Source organism: Serratia quinivorans (assembly GCF_052113645.1).
Taxonomy (GTDB): Bacteria; Pseudomonadota; Gammaproteobacteria; order Enterobacterales; family Enterobacteriaceae; genus Serratia; species Serratia quinivorans_B.
Window position 1 is genome coordinate 169,171 of the sequence record NZ_JBIEIU010000009.1, and the last position, 20,047, is coordinate 189,217.

A 20,047-nucleotide genomic window follows, 5' to 3' on the forward strand; every position below is an offset into this window, starting at 1 on the left:
ACAAAATCATGCTGATATGTTTTAACTCTGGCAAGAATTATGATTTTTTGGTTTTTCATTTCGTGAAGTCGGTCACTTTAAGGCCGGGGAGGGCGGCAACGGCTGGTGTGAAAACATTCCAAACCCGGGGCGTCTTGGGTAGACTGCGCTGAATCATGGATTTTGACGGCGCAGAGATGGCAACAATACTTGAGGTGGCAAAAAGGGCCGGCGTTTCGAAAGCGACGGTGTCCCGCGTTTTGTCGGGCAGCGGCTATGTGGGCCCGGAGAAGCGCGAACGGGTAGAGAAAGCCATCGCCGAGACCGGCTATCGGCCCAACCTGCTGGCGCGCAATCTCGCCACCAAAACCACCCAAACCATCGGGCTGGTGGTCACCAACACGCTGTACAGCGGCAACTATTTCAGCGAGCTGATGTTCCAGTCGGCGCGCATCATGGAAGAACATGGCCGCCAACTGATCCTGGCGGACGGCAAGCACACCGCCGAAGAAGAAAAGGCCGCCATTCAATTTCTGCTGGATCTGCGCTGCGACGGCGTGATCATCTACCCGCGCTTTCTGTCGATTGCGGAAATGGACGAAATCATTTCCCAGCACAAACAGCCGATCCTGGTGATCAATCGTCGGTTAAGGCTGAACGACAGTTACTGCATCTTCAGCGATCAGCACGCCACCAGCGCAGCGGCGGTGCGGCATCTGATCGAACAGGGGCATCGCGATATCGCCTTTATCACCGGTTCGCTGGATTCACCCACCGGGCTGGAGCGGCTCTCCGGCTATAAAGCCGCGCTGGCCGAGCAGGGGATCGCCGTCAATAGCGCCCTGATTGTCGAAGGGAAGTGGAATGCGCAAAGCGGTATGGCGGCGGTCGATAGGCTGGTGGCCAGCGGCTGCGCTTTCAGCGCCATTGTCGCCAGCAACGACGAGATGGCTATCGGCGCCATCAAGCGGTTGGCGGAGTGCCAAATCCCGGTGCCATCCGCCGTTTCGGTGATAGGTTTTGATGACATCCCACTGGCGCCTTACACCATCCCCTCGCTCTCCAGCATGAAAATGCCGGTGACCGACATGATCAAGGAAACCATCAATCGGCTGGTGTCGATGCTGGACGGCGGCGAGCTGAGCAAACGCCCCACCTTCCCGGCCAGCCTGATCCTGCGGGATTCGGTAGCGGCGGGGCCTTATTTGTCGGCAGAGAAGGCGGGCCGTTAACGGCGGATCAGCATATAGACGCGCGGCGAGCTGCCGGTCATATTTTTAAAGAAGGTTGAGAAGGCACTGTCGCTGGAGAATTCAAGTTTACCGGCGATATCTGACAAGCCGTACCCCTCCGCCAGCAGCTCGATGGCTTTGATCAAACGCCATTGCTGGCGCCACTGCTGGTAGCTTAATCCGGTCTCCTTGCGAAAGATGCGGCTGATGGTTTTCTCCGAAGCGCCACTGTAGCGCGCCAGCTCATTGAGCGGCGGCACCTCCTCCATGCCGGCCAGTTGCCGTAAGCGGCGGTCCTTGGGCAGCGGCAATAAAGTCGGTTCGCGCTGCGCATGCCGTATTTCGTCCAGGCATACGGCAAGAATATTGGCGCTGGGGCCGCTTTCCCACTGGGTGGCAAAGTCGGCGAGGGCGATCCGCTCCAACACTTCCCGCAGCAAAGAAGAGGCCGACAGCACTTCAAGGTGGGACGAAAGGCCGGGGTAGCGCTGGTTGTCGAGATAAACCGAGCGATAGCCCGCCACGCCGGTAACCTGAACGCGGTGCACCACCTTGGGTGGGATCCAGGCAATGCGTGCCGGCGGCAGGAGGCAAATGCTTTCATTGAGTGTGATGCGCATACAGCCCCGCTGGCTGAACAGCAACTGCCCCATGTGGTGCCAGTGCGGCCCGGAATCATGCTGCGCCAGTTCGGCCGCAATGCCTAACACGCTATTGTTGATAGCATCGGGATCAAATTCGTCCTGTGCGCTGAGCCATGCCATAAATGTGTCCGATTTTATAAGTTTTTTGTCTTTTATATTGTAATGGTCAGGGTGGGGAAGGTGCTACTTTGTGGCCTACTTTCTTTTTGGAGACGGGATGTACCATGCAACGCAGACTGACCCTAACCCTGGCGACACTGATGATGATGTTTCCCCAGATTGTGGAAACGATCTATAGCCCGGCGCTCACGCACATTGCCGACGGTTTTCACGTCAGCGCGGAGGCCGCGGCGCAAACCCTGTCCTGTTACTTTTTCGCTTTCGCATTCGGGGTCGTCGTTTGGGGCCGTTTGTGTGACGTGATTGGCCGGCGCCCCACCATTTTGGCCGGTCTGGCGCTGTATCTGCTGGCGTCGATCATCGCCATTTTCAGCACCGGCTTTACCCTGCTGTTGGCGGCCAGGGTGCTGGCGGCGTTTGGCGCGGCGGTGGGCTCCGTAGGCACTCAGACCGCCATTCGCGACCGGTTCGACGGCTATGAGCTGGCGCGCGTGTTTTCCGTGATGGGGATTGCGATGGCTGTCAGCCCTGCGGTGGGGGTGCTGAGCGGTGCCCTGTTGACCCATTACTGGGGTTATCAGGGGGTGTTCGCCGGGCTGGCGGCGTTGGCCGCCTTGCTGCTGGCCTATGCCGCATGGCAGTTGCCGGAAACGCGCCCGGCGCAGGTGGTGAAAAGTTCTTTCTTCGGCACGTTAGGCCGCATGGCGAAAGACGGCGATATCTGGCGCAGCGCATGGCTGGTGGCCCTGTTCAACGTCTGCATGTTCAGCTATTACCAGCTGGCGCCGTTTCGGTTTGAAGCGCTGGGCATTCCGCCGCAGTGGTTTGGCTATACCGGGTTGGTGCTGGCCGCGGGTGTCGGGATCGGCGCGGCAATCAACAAGTTTCTCATCGCCAAACAGTGGTTGTTTACGCCGCTGCTGATGCTGGCCTGCGTATTGGCGCTAATCGGCGGCGGCCTGGTGTTCCTGTTGGAGGATAAGCTGTGGTTCGTGCTGCCGATGATGCTGGTGGTGATGGCCTACGGCATCGCGATCCCCAATATTCTGGCCCGGGCGCTGCGGAATTATAAGGATTGCATGGGCACTGCGGGCGCAATTCTTGGCCTGATGTATTACCTGATGCTGGCGGCGGGGCTGGTGCTGGCCGGGATGGCGCAGCGGCCGGGCATCGTGCTGATGGCGAGCAGCGCCTGCGCGCTGCTGCTGGCGTGGACCGTCGTGTGCGGCGAACGCACCGTCACACTGGGTAAACGCAACAGCGAGCAGGCGTAACTTTTAGCGAGGGAGTGGGCGGGCACTCAGGTGGTCCGCCAGCATGGTATGAAGAGCATCTATCACCGAGTTACATTGCTTGTGCAGGAACCAGCATTAGCGAACAACAAGTCATCCTTGGTTAATATTTATTGAAGGCCAGATACCCTGACCTTCAGGCTTTAGAATTTACTGTGTTTCAGTAATAGGGCTGTGAAGTGGGAGCTTTTTAGCCACATCATTAAAAAAGCACTTATTTTGCCAAACAGCAGGATCTCCTACCACGAAGATATGTTTTTTAGCTCGGGTAAGGGCGACATTGAGCAGATTGGGTTTACTGGCTGCCCATGTGGCACCGCCCTGGTTGTTTTCGTCACAACCCAATACCAAAATGACAATGTCGTTTTCTTTGCCCTGGAAAGTGTGAACGGTACCTACGTTCTTTTTACACCACTCAGCCACTGCCCCTTTTTCCTGGCTGGTAGGGTTGTGCAATTTGCTTGCATGCCTTGCCATTTTAAAAGTATCTAATAGTTTTTCGCGCACGGCTTTAAACGGTGTGATGACAAAAATGTTGGGTAGCAAGTACCCAGCCTGAATCAACTCTTGCAGCAGTGAAAGCGTATCCTCCGCCAGCTCACGCTTATATTGTTTATAGCTGCAATTGCCGACAGAAATTCGCCAATGATTTTCCAGGTCATTATTCAGCGGTTGGCTGCGGATAGCAGGCCCATCACTGCCATGGATCATTCTATTGTTGTAGGCAATATGATTGGCCAGGCTGAACATAGGTTCAATACAGCGGCGATGTACCCATAAAGGGATGCCCGTCCACACTGGTTTATTCATTACCTGCAATTTACAACCATAGGCATTGGCGCGATCGGAAATTTGTTGGACGGACCAACAACCCGGATTCCATTTTTCAGCTTCGCTACCCAGAATGGACTCGGTCAGGTATTTCACCAAGCGGGCAGGGGTGACAAACACCGGTTCAATTTGTAGAGGATCACCGACGGCCAGAACACGTTTGGCTCGCCAGATCCCTCCTACGGCAAACTGTGGCGGCGCCTGTCCGGCTTCATCAATAAATAACCAGCCTAGCTGGTCTTGGGTGACACCACTGAACATTCTGCCTAATGAGGCAAATGTCGTTGATACAACGGGAACGATCATGAAAAGCAGGCGCCAATGTTGCAAAATATCATTGCTCGCCTGCGGAAAATTAAGGAAGTCTTTTAATCCCAAAATATGTTTCCGAAAAACGCTTTTCTTCAGGGCTTCATGGAGCCATGTTTTATGTAGGTCAAGGGCTGCAATAAATAATTCGGAACGTAATCGGTTGACCTGAGCATTTTGCCAGAATGCGAAGCGCTGGAGCTCCGGGGTTGAAATATCACTCTCAGGATTGGCGACAGGCATATCTGAATAGATCGCGTGCAGTTGTTCCAGTCGATGTTGTCTGGCCTGATAATCCGTCAGACGTTGTTTTGCATTATTGAGATTGTTATTTGCCTCTTTCAGCGTAGGTTCAATCAATTGCTGAGCTTGTAACAGGGGGATCCGTTGCTTGCGTAAGTTCAGGATACAGGCCTGGTGCTGAGCGGTGGCAAGCAGGTAACTGCGGTATTTTTGTCGTTGCAGTAAGCGCCCCCAAAAGCCGGGTTTCTCTGCGGCGTGTTGTTTTTCCTCGGCGACAGCAATCAGCACCTGTTCATCCAGCAGTGAGATTTTTTTCTCCAACTCGGTTAACTCTGTACCTACCTGTTGTTGGTGGGCAAGTGTTGTGATCTGCTCCTGTCGTAGGATTGCTAAATGATGTTCACCTGCTTCACTGCTCAACTCTGCATGCAGTTCCGCCATCTCTTGCAGTTCATTTTGTTGTGCTTCTGCTTTCTTTCTCAATTCAATAAATCGCCGCCGGGCATTGCTAAAAGAATCGTGCTCGGAAAGAGCCTGCCAACGCCAAAGGTTGAGTAAATTGAATTCTGCCGGCCGAGGGTTTTCTTCTTCACTGCCTTTCTTAAAGTGGGTATCCATCGTAAAACGACTGGCAAACTCGCTGCGATTCGCTTTTTTCCCCAACACTGCGCTGATCATGCCCCAACATTGTTCTTCAGGTTTCAACGCTTGATAGCGGTTTTTTTTCTTTCTGGCATTCGTCTGGTTGGCTACTGAACTCATATAGTCAGTTTCGCCAAACTCTTTGCCCAAAGATTTGCGTTGAGGTAGCTCTCGAGAGATATTTTCTACTGCGGCGTTGTTTGATGAAGCCACGACCATTTCAAAACCTGCCAATGTTTCAACGGGAAAACCCTGACGGTCCAGCGTGTCTTCCACCCGAGCGAAACCAGAGAGCACCGTCGCTCTCTCTACCAGATTATGGGCAATCATATCGCGCAGCAGCGTTGTTTTACCGGTTCCCGGCGGGCCATTCACCGAAATCAGCCCGCCATTTTGCAGTTCTTCGGCAGCGGTATTAATGGCGAACTGTTGCATTAGCGACATGCTATGGTTTGGATCCGACGGCCATCTTCCCACTGGCGTGTTTCCAGGCATCAATTTGTTAATAATGCAGTGCAAGCCATCCTGTGAGTAAAGGTCGGGATGCTGGTTAATAGCAATGCTAAGGTAATCTTTGAGCGCTTGCCCCTCTTTGCCACTTTCAATACTCAGTAAAGCCCGTTCAATATCCTCAATATAAAAACTATTGAGGATAGGGAGTATGCTGCCCTCGGGGCTATCTTCGCTGTCATCGCTCTCGTTGCCTTCCGGACCATCTGCCGATGGAGTATTTACATTGGAGGACACGCTGAGTGTCTTATCGTCTGATTTCTCTTTTTTCTTTGGCGGTAATTCACGCCAATCGAGCTGCACAGCAAACTGCATGTCAGGGATATAATTAGCCCAGTGGGTTAAGATTTGAAGTAAATCGGCTAATGCTCTGGCGTCTAGCATGCTTGTGTGTTGTTCAGGGTGAAGGGCGAGGTTAATACGACTCAGTTGTTCTTCAAGTAAACGGCTATGGCGACGATAGGTATCTATAGAAAGTTGGTTAGTGCTACGTTGCTGTAAATGACCTAATGCCCAGGGCAATGTGCTCACTGACATTTCCGTTAAGTTAGGTGCCCCATAGGTGTCCAAAGTGAGTTTGGCGAAACAGGTCATGCCGCTGGTATCCAGGCGTTGTTCCTGCTCATAGGCCTGTATAGGGTCGGTCTCGTTACCCAATATATTATCGCTCAGGCGTTCAATTTCACCCTTGGTGAACAGACCTATATGCAAAATGTAGCGAATTTCACCGGCAGAGATTTCGAGTTGTCGTTTGGCTTGCTCATTGAGCCAGGGTAGCAGGCTGTCGCCGCAATTTATTAATTCATTGCGAGTTATTCTGACGCTATTTTCTTCCTTTTCAAGATTATAAGTTTGGAAGAACTCGACCAAATGCCAGCTTTTTAAGATTTTTAATGCCTGATTCTTATCGAACATCACAGTCCTTTGTAACCTGATTTTGTAGGTGTTGATGACTACTACCGCAGAGCAATCTATGAGTGGGTTTTTATTTCAGTTAACTCAGACTAGCGCAAAAAACTTATATCTTCGAGTTGCGTGGTCACAAAAGGCAGTTATTTCAGGGGGCGTGGCATGCCGCGCCCTCTGCATAATCAAGGGGGGAGTCGGGGCCAACTAGCGGGACCCGTTGTAAAAAGTATTTATTGGCGGTGAGCGGCATCCTGATATTTTAGATAGCTACGTTGCGTGGCGATGTGATCGGCAATGTATTTGGCGTCATGCCAAACACCCCAGATAAAGGTTGAACCGCGGCGCGATAACCAAGGTAACCCTAAGAAATAAATGCCAGGCTCGTTCGACACCCCGCGCTGGTGTAATGGCTTGCCCTGGTTATCGAAAGTATCGACCCCCAGCCAGCTATAGTCAGCCGTATAGCCGGTTGCCCAGATAATGGCGGTAATGCCCGCTTGGGCGAAGTTTAGTGTCAGCAGCGGGTTAATCATGCACTCCGGGTCAGGTAGCAACTGGCGTGCATTCGGATCTTCAGGCAGATCAAGGCCATTGCGGGCAATATACGCATCTGCCGCATCCAACAGTGCCAGATAATTTTCATCCCCTCGGGTAATGTTCTCCTTCAGGTTGTCGGCAAAAGTGACGTTACCATTCTGGAACGCGCGGGTGACGCCAACCAGGTGTACCCCTTCAGCGGCCAGTTTGCGGAAATCTACCGTATACCCCCCCTGAGCGCCGCTCACAGCAATCGTCACATGTTCTTTACCTGGCTGAGTTGCCGTGGCATCCCATAAGCCAAGCACCCCCAACCACCAGCAGAAGTCGCGATTACGGTAGGCACGGGGTGGGCGATCATGTGCGCCTACGGAAAGGTAAACCTGTTTCCCCGCGCGGCGTAGCTCATCGGCAATCTGAACCCCTGAAGAACCGGCCCCGACTATCAGTACCGCCCCTGCAGGCAACTGTTGTGGGTTACGGTATTGCGCCGAGTGAAGTTGCGTGAGGTTGTCATCTTTTGGGGCGATGGGTGGGATCACCGGCCGCTGGAAGGGGCCGGTGGCGGCCACGACATGTCTGGCTTCGATGACGCCTTCTGAGGTTTCAACCCGAAAACCAGGGCGACCAAGATTGCGTTGCAGGTGTTTTACTTCAACACCCGTACGGATGGGCGCATTGAATTTATCCGCGTAGGCGGCAAAATAATCGGCAATCTGTTCCTTTGGCACAAAGCCGTCGGGGTCGATACCTTCAAAGGCCATGCCAGGGAAGCGATCGTGCCAGGCCGGCCCGTTAGCGACTAAAGAATCCCATCGCCCTGTGCGCCAGGCTTCGGCAATGCGGTTTTTCTCCAACACCAAATGCGGAATGCCACACTGGGTCAGATGTTCACTCATCGCCACACCAGCCTGGCCCGCGCCAATCACTAGCGTATCAATCTCGATTTTATCTGATGTCATTTTTGCATCCTCAGGATAATGATTCGGTGCGGGGGCAGATATACCCTGATTTACCCCGGCTGGATTTCGCAGCCTATGGGATGCCACTGCATGGGTAAAATATTATTAAACTGCCAATTGACGATAAATAAATGATGCAAGAATGTACGGATTTTTAAATCCCAATTTGCTAAGTGCGCGGATCTAATAAATAACTTGTTCCTTGTGTTTTGCAGGAGCTGTTGTGCGGCAGGATAGTCTATCGGCGGGAAAATAAAATAAATTCGAGATAACTTTTTTATGCTCTGGCGGAATAATTTTAATATTTTATCTATGCCGCCCAAGATGCGCATTATCGCTCAAATAAAAAAGCCCTGTCGGCCATACCGGTTAATTCAAAAATATCAATAAAATTATACTTAACCAGGAGTTCACCATGCCTGTTACTGAATCATCGCCGCCCCTCATTGAAAAACACACCATTGGCTATATCCCGCCGGAAGAACGCCATGGGAAGGTCAGGGATCTGTTCACGCTGTGGTTCGGTGGCAACATCGCTCCATTGCCCATAGTGACGGGTGCACTCGGTATCCAATTGTTTCATCTCAATCTGTTCTGGGGGATCACCGCTATTTTGGTCGGGCACCTGATTGGTGGCGTGCTGATGGCGCTGCATTCGGCCCAGGGGCCGCAAATGGGCATTCCGCAAATGATCCAGAGCCGGGCTCAATTCGGCTCTCTGGGCTCTCTGTTGGTGGTGGTGATCGCCGGCGTCATGTATCTCGGTTTCTTTACCTCCAACATCGTTCTGGCGGGTAAATCCCTGCATGGCGTGGTGGAAGGCGTCTCGGTTCCGATGGGGATAGTGGTCGGCGCGGCAGGGTCCTGCGTGATTGGCATTATTGGCTATCGCTTTATTCATGTGCTTAACAGGATCGGAACCTGGGTGCTGGGTATCGGCATCCTGTTGGGTTTTGGCTATATTTTTACCCATATACAGACCGCAGACTTTTTGACCCGGGGTGGCTTTACGCTTTCCGGTTGGCTGGCCACGGTGTCGCTGGGGGCGTTATGGCAAATTGCGTTTGCCCCCTATGTTTCTGACTATTCACGCTATCTGCCGGCAGACGTTTCGGTCTCAGCCACCTTCTGGGCGACCTACCTGGGCTCGGTATCGGGCTCTTGTCTCTCTTTTATTTTCGGGGCGGTGGCAGTACTGGCAACACCGGTCGGGATGGACACCATGGATGCCGTAAAGCTGGCGGCCGGGGCGATTGGCCCTCTGATGTTGGTGCTTTTTCTGCTGAGCGTCATTAGCCACAATGCGCTTAATCTGTATGGCACGGTGATCTCGATCATCACGCTGGTGCAGACCTTTTCCTGGCGCTGGATACCTACCGCCAAGAGTCGGGCGGTGTTATCGGTGCTGGTACTGATTTTCTGCTGTGTTGCCGCTATTTATACCTCTAAGGACTTTATCGGTCATTTCGTCGATTTGGTGTTGGCACTGTTGGTGGTGCTGGTTCCCTGGACGGCGATTAACCTGATTGATTTCTACGCCATTCATAAAGGTCACTATGACATTAACTCTATTTTCCAGGCCGACGGCGGTATCTATGGTTACTTTAATCCCCAGGCGCTGTTGGCTTATGGCATAGGTATTTTGGTACAGATCCCGTTTATGAATACCCCGTTATATGTCGGGCCGATCTCTGCGCATATTAATGGGGCAGATCTCTCCTGGCTGGTTGGGCTGGTGGTGACATCACCGCTGTATTACTGGATGGCAAGTCGCGATACCGCCCATCGCCGTCGGCAAATTGTTCACTAAGGTTTTATTTAACAGGAATCACTGATGAGTAATGTAACCCATACCAGAATTCGCATGTTTAATACTAAAGAGACTTATCCTAACCAGTCACTGAATAACGATCTGTGCCAGGCGGTGCGCGCGGGAAATACCGTCTATGTCCGTGGGCAGGTGGGCACGGATTTTGACGGTAATCTGGTGGGGTTGGGCGATCCCGCCGCTCAGGCTGAGCAGGCGATGAAAAATGCCAAACAACTGCTGGAGGAAGCGGGAAGCGACCTTTCACATATTGTTAAAACCACCACTTACATTATTGACCCAAGGTACCGTGAGCCGGTCTATCAGGTGGTCGGTAAATGGCTTAAAGGCGTCTTCCCTATCTCTACCGGGATTGTGGTGGCTGGGCTGGCACAGCCACAGTGGTTGATGGAGATCGATATTATTGCCGTGATCCCAGAGGGTTGGCCAGTGAAGGAGTCTCTATGACCTTTTCAATTGCGGCTCGCTGTGAGGAGACTGGGCAGTTCGGTATTGCCCTGAGTTCTTCCAGCATCGCCGTCGGTGCCCGTTGCCCCTGGCTGCTTGCCGGTGTGGGGGCGGTCTCCAGCCAGAACATCACGCTACCCAAATTGGGTCAGCAGGTGCTGGAAAAACTCGAACAGGGGATGAAACCGACGAGTGCGCTGGAGCAGGTACTGCTCAACGATCCGTTTAGTGATTACCGTCAGGTGATAGCCATAGACCGCCTGGGTGAAACCGCTGTTTTTAGTGGCGATAAATCGCTGGGGACTTACCATCAGGTCCTGGGCAAAAACTGTGTCGCGGCAGGGAACATGTTGGCGGACAAAAAAGTGATTAATGCCATGGCGAGCGCATTTGAGAATGCGACCGGCCAGTTGGCAGACCGCCTGATGGCGGCGCTGCAGGCGGCCATTGAGCAGGGCGGCGAGGCAGGCGCGGTACACTCGGCGGCGCTTAAGGTGGTGGGAGAATACTCTTGGCCGATCGTTGATCTACGGGTGGATTGGGCAGAGAAAGACCCGATTAATGAATTGGCGGGGTTGTGGCAGGCTTATGAGCCTCAGATGCAGGCCTACGTCACCCGGGCGATAGATCCCCGTGAAGCACCAAGTTATGGAGTACCGGGTGATGAGTGATGCAGTGCGTAACCTGCTGGCCAAACTGCTGGCTTTTGATACCACCAGCCGGGAATCGAATCTTGAACTGATCCATTTTATTCAGGATTATTTGGTCGGTTTTGGGATGGAAACTCAGCTTTTTCAGGACGATGTTGCAAGCAAAGCCAATCTGTACGCCCGCATCGGCCCCGCAGGTGAAGGCGGGGTGATGTTGTCCGGGCATACCGATGTGGTTCCTGTCGACGGGCAGCAATGGACGATGCCGCCCTTTGCGCTGACGCACCACAAGGGCCGTTACTACGGCCGTGGCAGCGCCGATATGAAGGGGTTTCTGGCCTGTGTTCTGGCCTCGGTGCCGGCTTTTGTGGCCCAACCGTTACGCATGCCACTGCATTTGGCCTTTTCCTATGATGAGGAGGTCGGCTGTCTTGGGGTACGCAGCCTGGTCGCTCATCTTAAGGTCTCACCGGATAAACCGGCGATGTGCATTGTGGGTGAACCTACAGGCATGCAGCCGGTTTACGGTCATAAGGGCAAGTTGGCGATGCGCTGTAAAGTGCAGGGCCATGCTTGCCACTCTGCCTATACTCCGCAGGGCGTGAATGCGATTGAATACGCGGCCAAACTCATCAATAAATTAACCTTGCTGGGCAGTCAATTAGCGGCCACGCAAAACCGGTGTTTTGATCCGCCCTACAGCACGCTGCAGGTTGGCACGATCCACGGCGGGGCGGCGCTAAACATTGTCCCGCAGGATTGTCAGTTCGATTTTGAAATTCGCCATTTGCCGGATATGCGGGTTGATTCGGTTATTAGCGAACTGCGGCAGTATGCCGATGATGAACTGTTACCGGCTATGCGGGAGGTTGCGGCAAGCAGTGATATTAGCTTCCAACCATTAAGTCAGTATCCGGGATTACTCACCGATCCACAGTCTGATTTTGCCCGCTGGCTGGCACAGTGGAGTAACAATCAGGCGTTCACCACGGTGGCTTTTGGTACCGAGGGCGGGTTATTTGATCAGGCGGGGGTCGCTACCTTGATTTGCGGCCCAGGCAGTATGGATCAAGGCCATAAACCTGACGAATATGTTAGCGTGGAACAGCTTGAACGCTGCATGCAAATGTTGGCCAACCTGCGCCTCTGGATGTTGGCCTGACGGCTCCGTAATGGGTGGGGTTAGTGCATATTGGCCAGTTCGCTTTTACAAAATTCAACGAACAGCTGCGCCGGTTTGGTCAGTTGGTTGGCGGTGAGCCAGGCCACCACCAGGCCTGAGCCTTCCACTTCATCTTGCAGCTCGACCGTCGCCAGCGGTTGGCCATCGTAACTGTATTGGCCATAGGGCCGGGTGACCAGAATGGCAAAGCCAAGACCCTGGCCGACCATGCCGCGTACCAATTCGAGGGAAGGTGAGCTAAAGACAATATTGGGCGTAATGCCGACCCGGGTGAACAAATTGAGGAAGTAGTTTCGGCTGGGCAGCAGGTCTAACAACACCATAGGCTCAGTGGCCAGATCTGCCAGGGACACCTGTTTGTTTTGTGCCAGCGGGTGGTGGGCGGACAGCAGGACGTAAGGTTTTCTGGGGGCCACCAAAACATCCGTGACTATATTACTGTTCAGATCATGGTTGTACAGCAGAGAAACATCCAGACTCCCGGTGGTCAGGCTGTGGACCAATTCATGCTGCTCACCATCGTGAATGAGAGTTTCTATCCCCGGATAAAGTGTTTTAAATCCTCTGATCAGTTTCGGCAAAATTAAAGGGGCGACCGTTTCAAAACAACCAACACTGATTTTCCCGGAAACCATATCGTTATCAGCCAGCGCATCTTGTTCAAAGATATGCGCCATGCGTAATAGTTTTTGTGCTTTGCGATAAAAGCGAGAGCCGGAAGGCGTCAGTGAGACACCCTGCGCATGGTGGCGGATAAACAGCTGCACACCAAAGCTGTCTTCAAGGCTTTTTATCGCACCAGAAATAGAGGGCTGTGCGATGTACAGTTTACGCGAGGCTTCAGTAACGCTCCTGCATTTGGCAGTGGTGACGAAATATTTAAGCTGGCGCAAGGTGTAATTAGCCATCATTGATCCCTTTAAAAAACAAATGATTCGGTGCTTGAAATTAAAATCAATCCGTCAATCAATTGTTGCAATTATGTTAATATCAAGGCTGCCAGCATAGGGGAGTCCCAGCCAGTTAACAGTGAGGGGGTTCAAAAATTCAGCGTGTCTCAATCAGGCGATAACGTCAGTAGCGAAGCAGTCACCATCCTCAAGATGGCGACCTGGAGCAGAGGGCTAAACGGTGAAGAACATCAGGCGTGCAATTTTCAGTAAGCTTAACTCAGAGCGGCAAACCTTGCCCGGATCGTCTCCTCGGGCAAATCCACGCCAATAAACACCAAGGTGCTGCGGCGTTCCTCGTCGGGCAGCCACTCGCGGTCCCAGTCGGCGTTATACAGCCGTTGCACGCCCTGGAATAACAGCCGGCGCGGCTCGTCCTTGATCGACAAAATTCCTTTATAACGCAGCAGGCTGTCGGCGTATTCCAGCAGCAGGCCTTCCATCACTTCGGAAATCTGCATCAGCTCCAGCGGTTGGTCGTGGTACACCACAATCGAACCAATGTTGTTTTGCACCTGCGGAATGCGGCGGAACAGCGGAGCCGGCGGCGTCAGGGTCAGTTTGTCGTTCAGCACAAAGCCTTCGATGTCGAACAGCATGCTGAGATCGATATCGCCGTGCGTCACTTTATACACCGGTGCGCGAGCGTTCATCTGCTGCAGGCGTTGGATCAGCGCTTCGCAGTCCGGTGCTACGTCGGTTTTGGTCAGCAGAATGCGGTCGGCGTAGCCCACCTGCGCCTGCGCGATGCTGAACTGGTTCAGTTGTTGATCGGCATGTGCGGCGTCCACCAGCGTGATGATGCCGTCCAGCAGGTAGCGTTCGCAGAGGATCTCGTGCGAGAAAAAGGTCTGGGTGATCGGGCCGGGATCGGCCATGCCGGTGCATTCGATGATCAGCCGATCGAACGCCAGCTGGCCCTGGTCTACGCCGTCCAGCAAGTCCAGCAGCGCATCGGCCAGTTCGTTGGATTTGCTGCAACAGATGCAGCCGTTGCTCAGGGTGGTGATGCGGCTGGCGCGGTCGCCAATCAATGCGTTGTCGATCGGCACTTCGCCGAATTCGTTTTCGATTACCGCAATCTTGTAGCCGTGTTCGGCGTTCAGAATATGGCGTAGCAAGGTGGTTTTACCGGCGCCCAAAAAGCCGGTCAGAATGGTGACTGCGATGGGTTTCATTACGGGTCCTTATTAACAGCAGCGCATGCCGCCTTTGCCGTCCCCACCGTAGCGGGCCTGCTGGCGTTCGCGGAAAAACTCTTTATAGGTCATCACCGGCTTGTCCGGGTGGTTGTCTTTCATATGCTGGACGTAGGTATCGTAGTCGGGCACGCCCACTAACATGCGCGCTGCCTGACCGAGGTATTTCCCCGCCTGGCCGAGATTTCCGAACATAAGCCTTCTCCCAAAAAATTACCCTGCATAACAGATTTCATTATGCAGGGTATCCGTTAAATCACCATCAGTGCTGCGGCGAAACTTTGACGTCCCCCTCAGTTACGCCGTTGGAGGGCGCTTCTTCGGGCACCGGCACATAAGGTGTTTCCTGATCGCTGCGGTTCGGGTTCTTGTGCGCCGCCATGGCGGTTTTCACCCCGTAGAAGATGATGCTGTACACCACCAGCAGGAACAGAATGCTCAGCCCGGCGTTGGTGTAGTTGTTCACCACGATATGGTTCATGTTAGCCACTTGCTGAGCGGTCAGCTCGGCACCGCCTTCGGCGATTTTGCGCTTGTACTCACCGGCCTGGAAGAAGAAGCCTTCCAGCTGCGGGTTGTCGCTGAACAGCTTCAGACCCAAAGCGTAAGTGGTACAAATCAGCAGCCATACCGCCGGCAGCACGGTGACCCAAATGTATTGGGTGCGCTTCATCTTGATCAGCACCACGGTACCCAATACCAGTGCTACGGCGGCCAGCATCTGGTTGGAGATGCCGAACAGCGGCCACAGGCTCTTCACGCCGCCGAGCGGATCGACCACCCCTTGATACAGCAGGTAGCCCCACAGGCCCACGCAGCCGGCGGTGCCGACAATACCGGCCACCAGCGAGTCGGTTTTCTTCAGGAAGGGCACGAAGTTGCCCAGCAGGTCCTGCAGCATAAAGCGGCCGGAACGGGTACCGGCATCCAGCGCGGTCAGGATGAACAGCGCTTCAAACAGAATGCCGAAGTGGTACCAGAAGCCCATGTTGGCGCCAGGAATGATCTGGTGGAACACGTGGGCGATACCCACTGCCAGCGTAGGTGCGCCACCGGCGCGGTTCAGCACCGAAGGCTCGCCGATGTCTTTGGCGGTCTGCAGGATCTGTTCCGGGCTGATGACAAAGCCCCAGGAGCTGACGGTCGCCGCCGCGTGAGCGGTCACATCTTTCAGCGACGCCATGATCATCGGCGCATCTTCGGTCCCCAAACGGTGCAGGTCAGGCATGGTGATGCCCAGCGCCGCCGGTGGGGTATTCATGGCGAAGTACAGGCCCGGCTCGATAATCGAGGCCGCCACCAACGCCATGATGGCCACGAAGGACTCCATCAGCATCGCGCCGTAACCGATAAAACGCGCGTCTTTTTCATTGGCCAGCAGCTTCGGCGTAGTGCCGGAGGCGATCAACGCATGGAAGCCGGATACCGCGCCACAGGCGATGGTAATGAACAGGAACGGGAACACCGAGCCTTTCCACACCGGGCCGGTACCGTCGATATATTGCGTCACTGCCGGCATTTTCAGCTCAGGGTTGAGGATCACGATGCCAATCGCCAGCCCGACGATCACGCCAATTTTCAGGAAGGTCGCCAGATAGTCGCGCGGCGCCAGGATCAGCCACACCGGCAGCAGAGCCGAAACGAACGCATAGCCAATCAGCGTATAGGTGATGGTGGTGTCTTTAAAGGTCAGCGCCGGGCCCCAGTACGGGTCGTGGGCTATCACGCCGCCGAACCAGATGGATGCCACCAGCAGCACGATGCCAATCACCGACACTTCACCCACCCGTCCCGGACGCAGGAAGCGCATGTAAACGCCCATAAACAGGGCAATCGGCACGGTGGAACAGACGGTGAACACGCCCCACGGGCTTTCCGCCAGCGCTTTCACCACGATCAGGGCCAGTACCGCCAGGATGATGATCATGATCAGGAAGCAGCCAAACAGCGCGATGGTTCCCGGCACCGGGCCCATTTCCTTTTTGATGATCTCGCCGAGCGAAGCGCCGTTGCGGCGTGAGGAGATGAACAGCACCATAAAGTCCTGCACCGCCCCCGCCAGCACCACGCCGCCCAGTAGCCACAGCGTGCCGGGCAGGTAGCCGACCTGCGCCGCCAGCACCGGGCCCACCAGCGGGCCAGCCCCGGCAATGGCGGCAAAGTGGTGGCCGAACAGCACGTTTTTGTTGGTCGGCACGTAGTTCAGGCCGTCGTTATTGACCACCGCCGGCGTTGCGCGGAAGGCGTCCAGCTTCATCACCTTGGTGGCGATGTACAGGCTGTAATAACGGTACGCCACCAGATACACCGCCACCGAGGCGACGATGATCCACAGCGCGCTGATGTGTTCGCCACGGCGCAGCGCGACCACGCCCAGGCAGGAAGCGCCGAGTATTCCCAGCAGCATCCAGGGGAGATGTTTTAAAATTCCCTCTCGGTTCATTGAGGTGTCCTTAGTTCAAATCTGCAAAATGAGTGAGTTATCCCGCTTATAAGATGTTTCAGGCACGCGGCCCGGTGCGGATAACGTTCGGGTATAGGAACAGCTCATCATTGCGGGTTGGGGCAGGGGAAGACATTCGAATTTCAGTCAGTGGTGCTATAGGGCGCTGAACGGTTGAAATCCTGGGGTGAGCGGTTGGGCGCTGCGGGCGAAATACCCCGGCAGCGCGGCGGAGTCAGTAAATCTTTCTGGCGTTGATCCCGGCCGGGAAGATACCGGTGGCGAAGATGTGCCCGTTAACCTGCAACTGGTCGTCGGGCAGCATTTCGACCGGGTACTCGTTGGCCAGATAACTGAGGAAGTTATTGCGGTCGTCGAGCGTTTGGAAGCCGATCAGATCGTAGAAAAACAGCGATTCGATTAAGCCGTGGTGCTCGGGGATCTGCCTGAGCAGCGCCGCCGACGGGAACGGCAAATGGAAGAAGAACGCGCAGGGGTTCAGCAACCCCTGTTCTTTCAACGCCTGGCCGCAGGGCAACAGCTGGTAATCATCAATGCAGATGATGTCGTTCGGGCAAACATACTCGCAGGCGATATCAGCGAAATGTTGGTTGAGCCGCCGATAAGCGCGGTAGTTCTCCGGCGTGAAATGCGCCTTCTCCGGGCGGTTATGGAATACCGGCCATAGCCCATCGTGATAATAACCCTGATAGTGGAAGTGAAACTCCTCGGTCGACAGCGGAAAGGTCACCTGTTCGTAACCGCTGCGGTGCTGGTAACTGACCGGGCGCAGCGGCGCGTCGCCAAAATTCTGTACGTCGCCGTTCCAGCCCAGCCACAACCCGTGATCGTCATCGCTCAGGTTGCCAGGCGATAGGGCCTGCGTTGCGCAGGCCAGATCCTTGCCGTCACACTGTTTATTCGAGATCAAAATCAAACGAGACATGCTGCTCACCTTGTTCAATCATGGGGTGTAGGGGGCGATATTGTCCCCTCTCCTTTGGGAGAGGGTTAGGGTGAGGGGATACATACCAACGCAAAAGCCCCTCACCCCGACCCTCTCCCTCTGGAGAGGGGGACGCCCACTTAAACAACGTCGTACATTCTTATTCAGAACTTTGCTTAACTGACCGGCATTACGCATTTGGCGGCGTTAAAGCATCCAACGGGTTTCCGCTTCGGTGACCTGCGTTTCAAAACGGTGCAGCTCGGCGCTCTTGCAGGTGTGCCACAGCGCGGCAAACGCCGGGCCGAGGGTTTCATGCAGCTGCGGGGTTTGCCGGAACAGCGCCAATGCCTCTTGCTGGTTGAGCGGCAGCGCCGCCGCGTCGTCATTTTCATAACCATTGCCACAGGCAGCCGGGGGTAGGGGCAGCGCATGTTCCAGCCCATACAGCATGCCGCTCAGCATCGCCGCCATTGCCAGATACGGGTTGGCGTCGGCCCCGGCCAGCCGGTATTCGATACGTTGATTGGCGCTGTCGGCACAGGGTAAACGCAGCGCCACCGTGCGGTTGTTATGCCCCCAGGAGGCACGCAGCGGCACGTGCATGCCGGGGCGAAAACGACGGAACGCATTGACGTTCGGCGCGAATATCGCCATCGAGGCCGGCATCAGCGCCAGCATCCCGGCCATCACCTGCTTCATGGTGGCGCTCAGCTCGCCCGGCAGGCTGGCCAGCAGGTTGTTGCCCTGCTCGTCCTGCAGGCGATATGAAAATGCAAACCGCTGCCGGCGGCCTGCGCACAGGGTTTGGCCATAAAGCAGGCGTGCTGGTGGTGTTTCTCGGCGATCTGGCGCGTCAGCCGTTTCAGGGCCAGCACCTGATCGCAGGCTTCCAGTACGCGGGCGCTGTGATGCAGGTTCAGCTCATACTGGCCGGAGGCCGCTTCGGCAACCACGCCGGTCAGCGGCAAGGCCTGCAGTCGGGCTTGCTGTTCGATGTCACTCAGCAACGCATGGTGGCGCTCCGGCGCATCGACAGAAAAACTCTGCGTCGGGCACGGGCCGGGGTCTGCGGGCTGCTGCAGCGGATCCTGCAGATAAAATTCCAGCTCTGCCGCCACGACGGGGAAGTAACCTTTGGCGTGCAGGCGTTTGAGCAACTGTTGCAGCACCACGCGCGGTTCCAGTTCGCAGGCGTCGCCGTCGGCGTTTTTCATGGTCAGCAACAGTTGGGCGTGGTGCTGCGGATCGCGGGCGCAGGGCCGCAAGCTACCGGGCACCGGCAGACACAACCTGTCCGGCTCGCCGGCTTGTTGGCCCAGTCCGCTTTCTTCAATCACCTGGCCGCCAAGATCCATGGCGTAGATCGACAGCGGGAAATAACAGCCTTTATCCAGCGCAAACAACTCGGCGACCGGCAGCCGTTTCCCCCTGAATTGACCGTTCAGATCGTTGAGGTAAATATCGACGTGTTCGGTGTCAGGATAGCGCTGTAAATATTGTTCGACTTCCTTGCGGAATGAACGCGATGGCAAAGCGGGAATATCTGCCAGCAGCGGGTTGAAACCAATAACATTAGCATGCATGGCAGCCCCCGAAATTAATCAAAACAGCGGGGGTAATCATCATCAGGGCAAGGGATAAACACATGAGGCGTCCGTCTCGTGAGGCCATATTGGCGATGTAATGATGTTATCCGTGGCCCTAAAAACTGTCTGTAAAAACGCCGTAACTTTATTTATAGCCGGAATAAAAAAGGTGTAAATAATGGGGGCGAGTCCGATGGTTGAAGAATAAATGGCTGCATATACTGCTGAGAACGCCGTTATTCAGGAGTGAAAATAATGATCAGAGTTTTTATCGTGTTTGCCGCCGTGATGACGGCGTTCAACGTCGGGGCTTCTTCTGAAGCGGCCTGGGCCAGCGGCGATAAAGCGCTGCAAACCGCCTGTTTGAAGGCCAGCAATTTGAAAGGGGCCAAAGCCGCCGGCAGCATTATCCATTATGGTGACGACGTCGGTTACTCGGCGCTACTGATCGCTGGGCGCTACCCGCAGGCGTTTATGCATAACAAGCCGGGAAAAGAGCTGTGCCTTTACCAACGCGCTACTAAAAAGGCGGTGGTTCAGGAGGCTGACGGGCTGGCGGTTAAACCCTAGCAACAGGGTTCTCGGCGGCGCAGCCTCAAAAA

The 20,047-nt window shown here is 54.7% G+C and carries 15 protein-coding genes and 1 pseudogene; 7 read left to right on the forward strand and 9 right to left on the reverse strand.

Annotated elements, in window-relative coordinates; all coding sequences use genetic code 11:
• Window positions 1-176 precede the first annotated feature (176 nt).
• Window positions 177-1,211, forward strand: a complete 1,035-nt coding sequence (locus ACGS9J_RS17520; protein WP_442232102.1) for a LacI family DNA-binding transcriptional regulator — start codon at window positions 177-179, stop codon at window positions 1,209-1,211.
• Here the strand turns inward: ACGS9J_RS17520 and ACGS9J_RS17525 are convergent.
• Window positions 1,208-1,975 carry an AraC family transcriptional regulator gene (locus ACGS9J_RS17525; protein WP_442232103.1) on the reverse strand — a complete coding sequence of 256 codons (768 nt, stop codon included), beginning with the start codon at window positions 1,973-1,975 and terminating at the stop codon, window positions 1,208-1,210. The two genes, ACGS9J_RS17520 and ACGS9J_RS17525, sit on opposite strands and share 4 nt — an antisense overlap.
• 104 nt (window positions 1,976-2,079) lie before the next feature.
• On the opposite strand from ACGS9J_RS17525, the gene ACGS9J_RS17530 reads away from it, so the two are divergent.
• Entirely contained in the window at window positions 2,080-3,249 is a 1,170-nt protein-coding gene (locus ACGS9J_RS17530; protein ID WP_442232104.1) for an MFS transporter, read from the forward strand.
• Window positions 3,250-3,417: 168 nt separating this feature from the next.
• On the opposite strand, the gene ACGS9J_RS17535 is transcribed toward ACGS9J_RS17530, so the two are convergent.
• Window positions 3,418-6,717, reverse strand: a complete 3,300-nt coding sequence (locus ACGS9J_RS17535) for a DEAD/DEAH box helicase (protein ID WP_442232105.1) — start codon at window positions 6,715-6,717, stop codon at window positions 3,418-3,420.
• 224 nt (window positions 6,718-6,941) lie between these two features.
• Entirely contained in the window at window positions 6,942-8,210 is a 1,269-nt protein-coding gene (locus ACGS9J_RS17540; protein ID WP_442232106.1) for a flavin-containing monooxygenase, read from the reverse strand.
• Window positions 8,211-8,625: 415 nt separating this feature from the next.
• On the opposite strand from ACGS9J_RS17540, the gene ACGS9J_RS17545 reads away from it, so the two are divergent.
• Genes ACGS9J_RS17545 through argE form a run of 4 tightly spaced genes read left to right on the forward strand, consistent with a single transcriptional unit; the run spans window position 8,626 to window position 12,297 of the window.
• Window positions 8,626-10,020, forward strand: coding sequence for a purine-cytosine permease family protein (locus ACGS9J_RS17545; RefSeq protein ID WP_085119560.1), 1,395 nt, complete (start codon window positions 8,626-8,628; stop codon window positions 10,018-10,020).
• A 24-nt stretch (window positions 10,021-10,044) separates the two neighbouring features.
• Window positions 10,045-10,485 carry a RidA family protein gene (locus tag ACGS9J_RS17550; protein ID WP_085119561.1) on the forward strand — a complete coding sequence of 147 codons (441 nt, stop codon included), beginning with the start codon at window positions 10,045-10,047 and terminating at the stop codon, window positions 10,483-10,485.
• Window positions 10,482-11,156 carry a DUF1028 domain-containing protein gene (locus tag ACGS9J_RS17555; protein WP_442232107.1) on the forward strand — a complete coding sequence of 225 codons (675 nt, stop codon included), beginning with the start codon at window positions 10,482-10,484 and terminating at the stop codon, window positions 11,154-11,156. Before ACGS9J_RS17550 ends, ACGS9J_RS17555 begins: the two co-directional genes overlap by 4 nt.
• Window positions 11,149-12,297 (forward strand): acetylornithine deacetylase, encoded by a 1,149-nt coding sequence (gene argE, locus ACGS9J_RS17560; protein ID WP_442232108.1) that lies wholly within the window; start codon window positions 11,149-11,151, stop codon window positions 12,295-12,297. Before ACGS9J_RS17555 ends, argE begins: the two co-directional genes overlap by 8 nt.
• A gap of 20 nt (window positions 12,298-12,317) precedes the next feature.
• Here argE and ACGS9J_RS17565 read toward each other — a convergent pair whose 3' ends face one another.
• The 6 genes and pseudogenes from ACGS9J_RS17565 to ACGS9J_RS17590 all read right to left on the reverse strand — a co-directional run bounded on the left by ACGS9J_RS17565 (window position 12,318) and on the right by ACGS9J_RS17590 (window position 19,442).
• Window positions 12,318-13,226 (reverse strand): LysR family transcriptional regulator, encoded by a 909-nt coding sequence (locus ACGS9J_RS17565; protein WP_187962228.1) that lies wholly within the window; start codon window positions 13,224-13,226, stop codon window positions 12,318-12,320.
• Between the two features lie 257 nt (window positions 13,227-13,483).
• Entirely contained in the window at window positions 13,484-14,446 is a 963-nt protein-coding gene (gene yjiA, locus ACGS9J_RS17570) for a GTPase (protein WP_442232109.1), read from the reverse strand.
• A gap of 12 nt (window positions 14,447-14,458) precedes the next feature.
• Window positions 14,459-14,662 (reverse strand): YbdD/YjiX family protein, encoded by a 204-nt coding sequence (locus ACGS9J_RS17575; RefSeq protein ID WP_004953088.1) that lies wholly within the window; start codon window positions 14,660-14,662, stop codon window positions 14,459-14,461.
• A 67-nt stretch (window positions 14,663-14,729) separates the two neighbouring features.
• A complete protein-coding gene (locus tag ACGS9J_RS17580; protein ID WP_442232110.1) occupies window positions 14,730-16,910 on the reverse strand; it encodes a carbon starvation CstA family protein in 2,181 nt (726 codons plus the stop codon).
• A gap of 235 nt (window positions 16,911-17,145) precedes the next feature.
• On the reverse strand, window positions 17,146-17,856 hold the full coding sequence (locus tag ACGS9J_RS17585) for a trehalose-6-phosphate synthase (RefSeq protein WP_442232111.1): 711 nt from the start codon (window positions 17,854-17,856) through the stop codon (window positions 17,146-17,148).
• A gap of 207 nt (window positions 17,857-18,063) precedes the next feature.
• Window positions 18,064-19,442, reverse strand: a pseudogene (locus tag ACGS9J_RS17590) (glutamine synthetase family protein).
• Window positions 19,443-19,700: 258 nt separating this feature from the next.
• Here ACGS9J_RS17590 and ACGS9J_RS17595 point away from each other — a divergent pair.
• Window positions 19,701-20,015, forward strand: a complete 315-nt coding sequence (locus ACGS9J_RS17595; RefSeq protein WP_442232112.1) for a hypothetical protein — start codon at window positions 19,701-19,703, stop codon at window positions 20,013-20,015.
• Window positions 20,016-20,047 lie beyond the last annotated feature (32 nt).

What these genes read in the sequence shown, in the direction of transcription:
- ACGS9J_RS17520 (WP_442232102.1), top strand. Translation starts at nt 177, where the DNA reads ATGGCAACAATACTTGAGGTGGCAAAAAGGGCCGGCGTTTCGAAAGCG.
- ACGS9J_RS17525 (WP_442232103.1), bottom strand. Translation starts at nt 1,975, where the DNA reads ATGGCATGGCTCAGCGCACAGGACGAATTTGATCCCGATGCTATCAAC.
- ACGS9J_RS17530 (WP_442232104.1), top strand. Translation starts at nt 2,080, where the DNA reads ATGCAACGCAGACTGACCCTAACCCTGGCGACACTGATGATGATGTTT.
- ACGS9J_RS17535 (WP_442232105.1), bottom strand. Translation starts at nt 6,717, where the DNA reads ATGTTCGATAAGAATCAGGCATTAAAAATCTTAAAAAGCTGGCATTTG.
- ACGS9J_RS17540 (WP_442232106.1), bottom strand. Translation starts at nt 8,210, where the DNA reads ATGACATCAGATAAAATCGAGATTGATACGCTAGTGATTGGCGCGGGC.
- ACGS9J_RS17545 (WP_085119560.1), top strand. Translation starts at nt 8,626, where the DNA reads ATGCCTGTTACTGAATCATCGCCGCCCCTCATTGAAAAACACACCATT.
- ACGS9J_RS17550 (WP_085119561.1), top strand. Translation starts at nt 10,045, where the DNA reads ATGAGTAATGTAACCCATACCAGAATTCGCATGTTTAATACTAAAGAG.
- ACGS9J_RS17555 (WP_442232107.1), top strand. Translation starts at nt 10,482, where the DNA reads ATGACCTTTTCAATTGCGGCTCGCTGTGAGGAGACTGGGCAGTTCGGT.
- argE (WP_442232108.1), top strand. Translation starts at nt 11,149, where the DNA reads ATGAGTGATGCAGTGCGTAACCTGCTGGCCAAACTGCTGGCTTTTGAT.
- ACGS9J_RS17565 (WP_187962228.1), bottom strand. Translation starts at nt 13,226, where the DNA reads ATGGCTAATTACACCTTGCGCCAGCTTAAATATTTCGTCACCACTGCC.
- yjiA (WP_442232109.1), bottom strand. Translation starts at nt 14,446, where the DNA reads ATGAAACCCATCGCAGTCACCATTCTGACCGGCTTTTTGGGCGCCGGT.
- ACGS9J_RS17575 (WP_004953088.1), bottom strand. Translation starts at nt 14,662, where the DNA reads ATGTTCGGAAATCTCGGCCAGGCGGGGAAATACCTCGGTCAGGCAGCG.
- ACGS9J_RS17580 (WP_442232110.1), bottom strand. Translation starts at nt 16,910, where the DNA reads ATGAACCGAGAGGGAATTTTAAAACATCTCCCCTGGATGCTGCTGGGA.
- ACGS9J_RS17585 (WP_442232111.1), bottom strand. Translation starts at nt 17,856, where the DNA reads ATGTCTCGTTTGATTTTGATCTCGAATAAACAGTGTGACGGCAAGGAT.
- ACGS9J_RS17595 (WP_442232112.1), top strand. Translation starts at nt 19,701, where the DNA reads ATGATCAGAGTTTTTATCGTGTTTGCCGCCGTGATGACGGCGTTCAAC.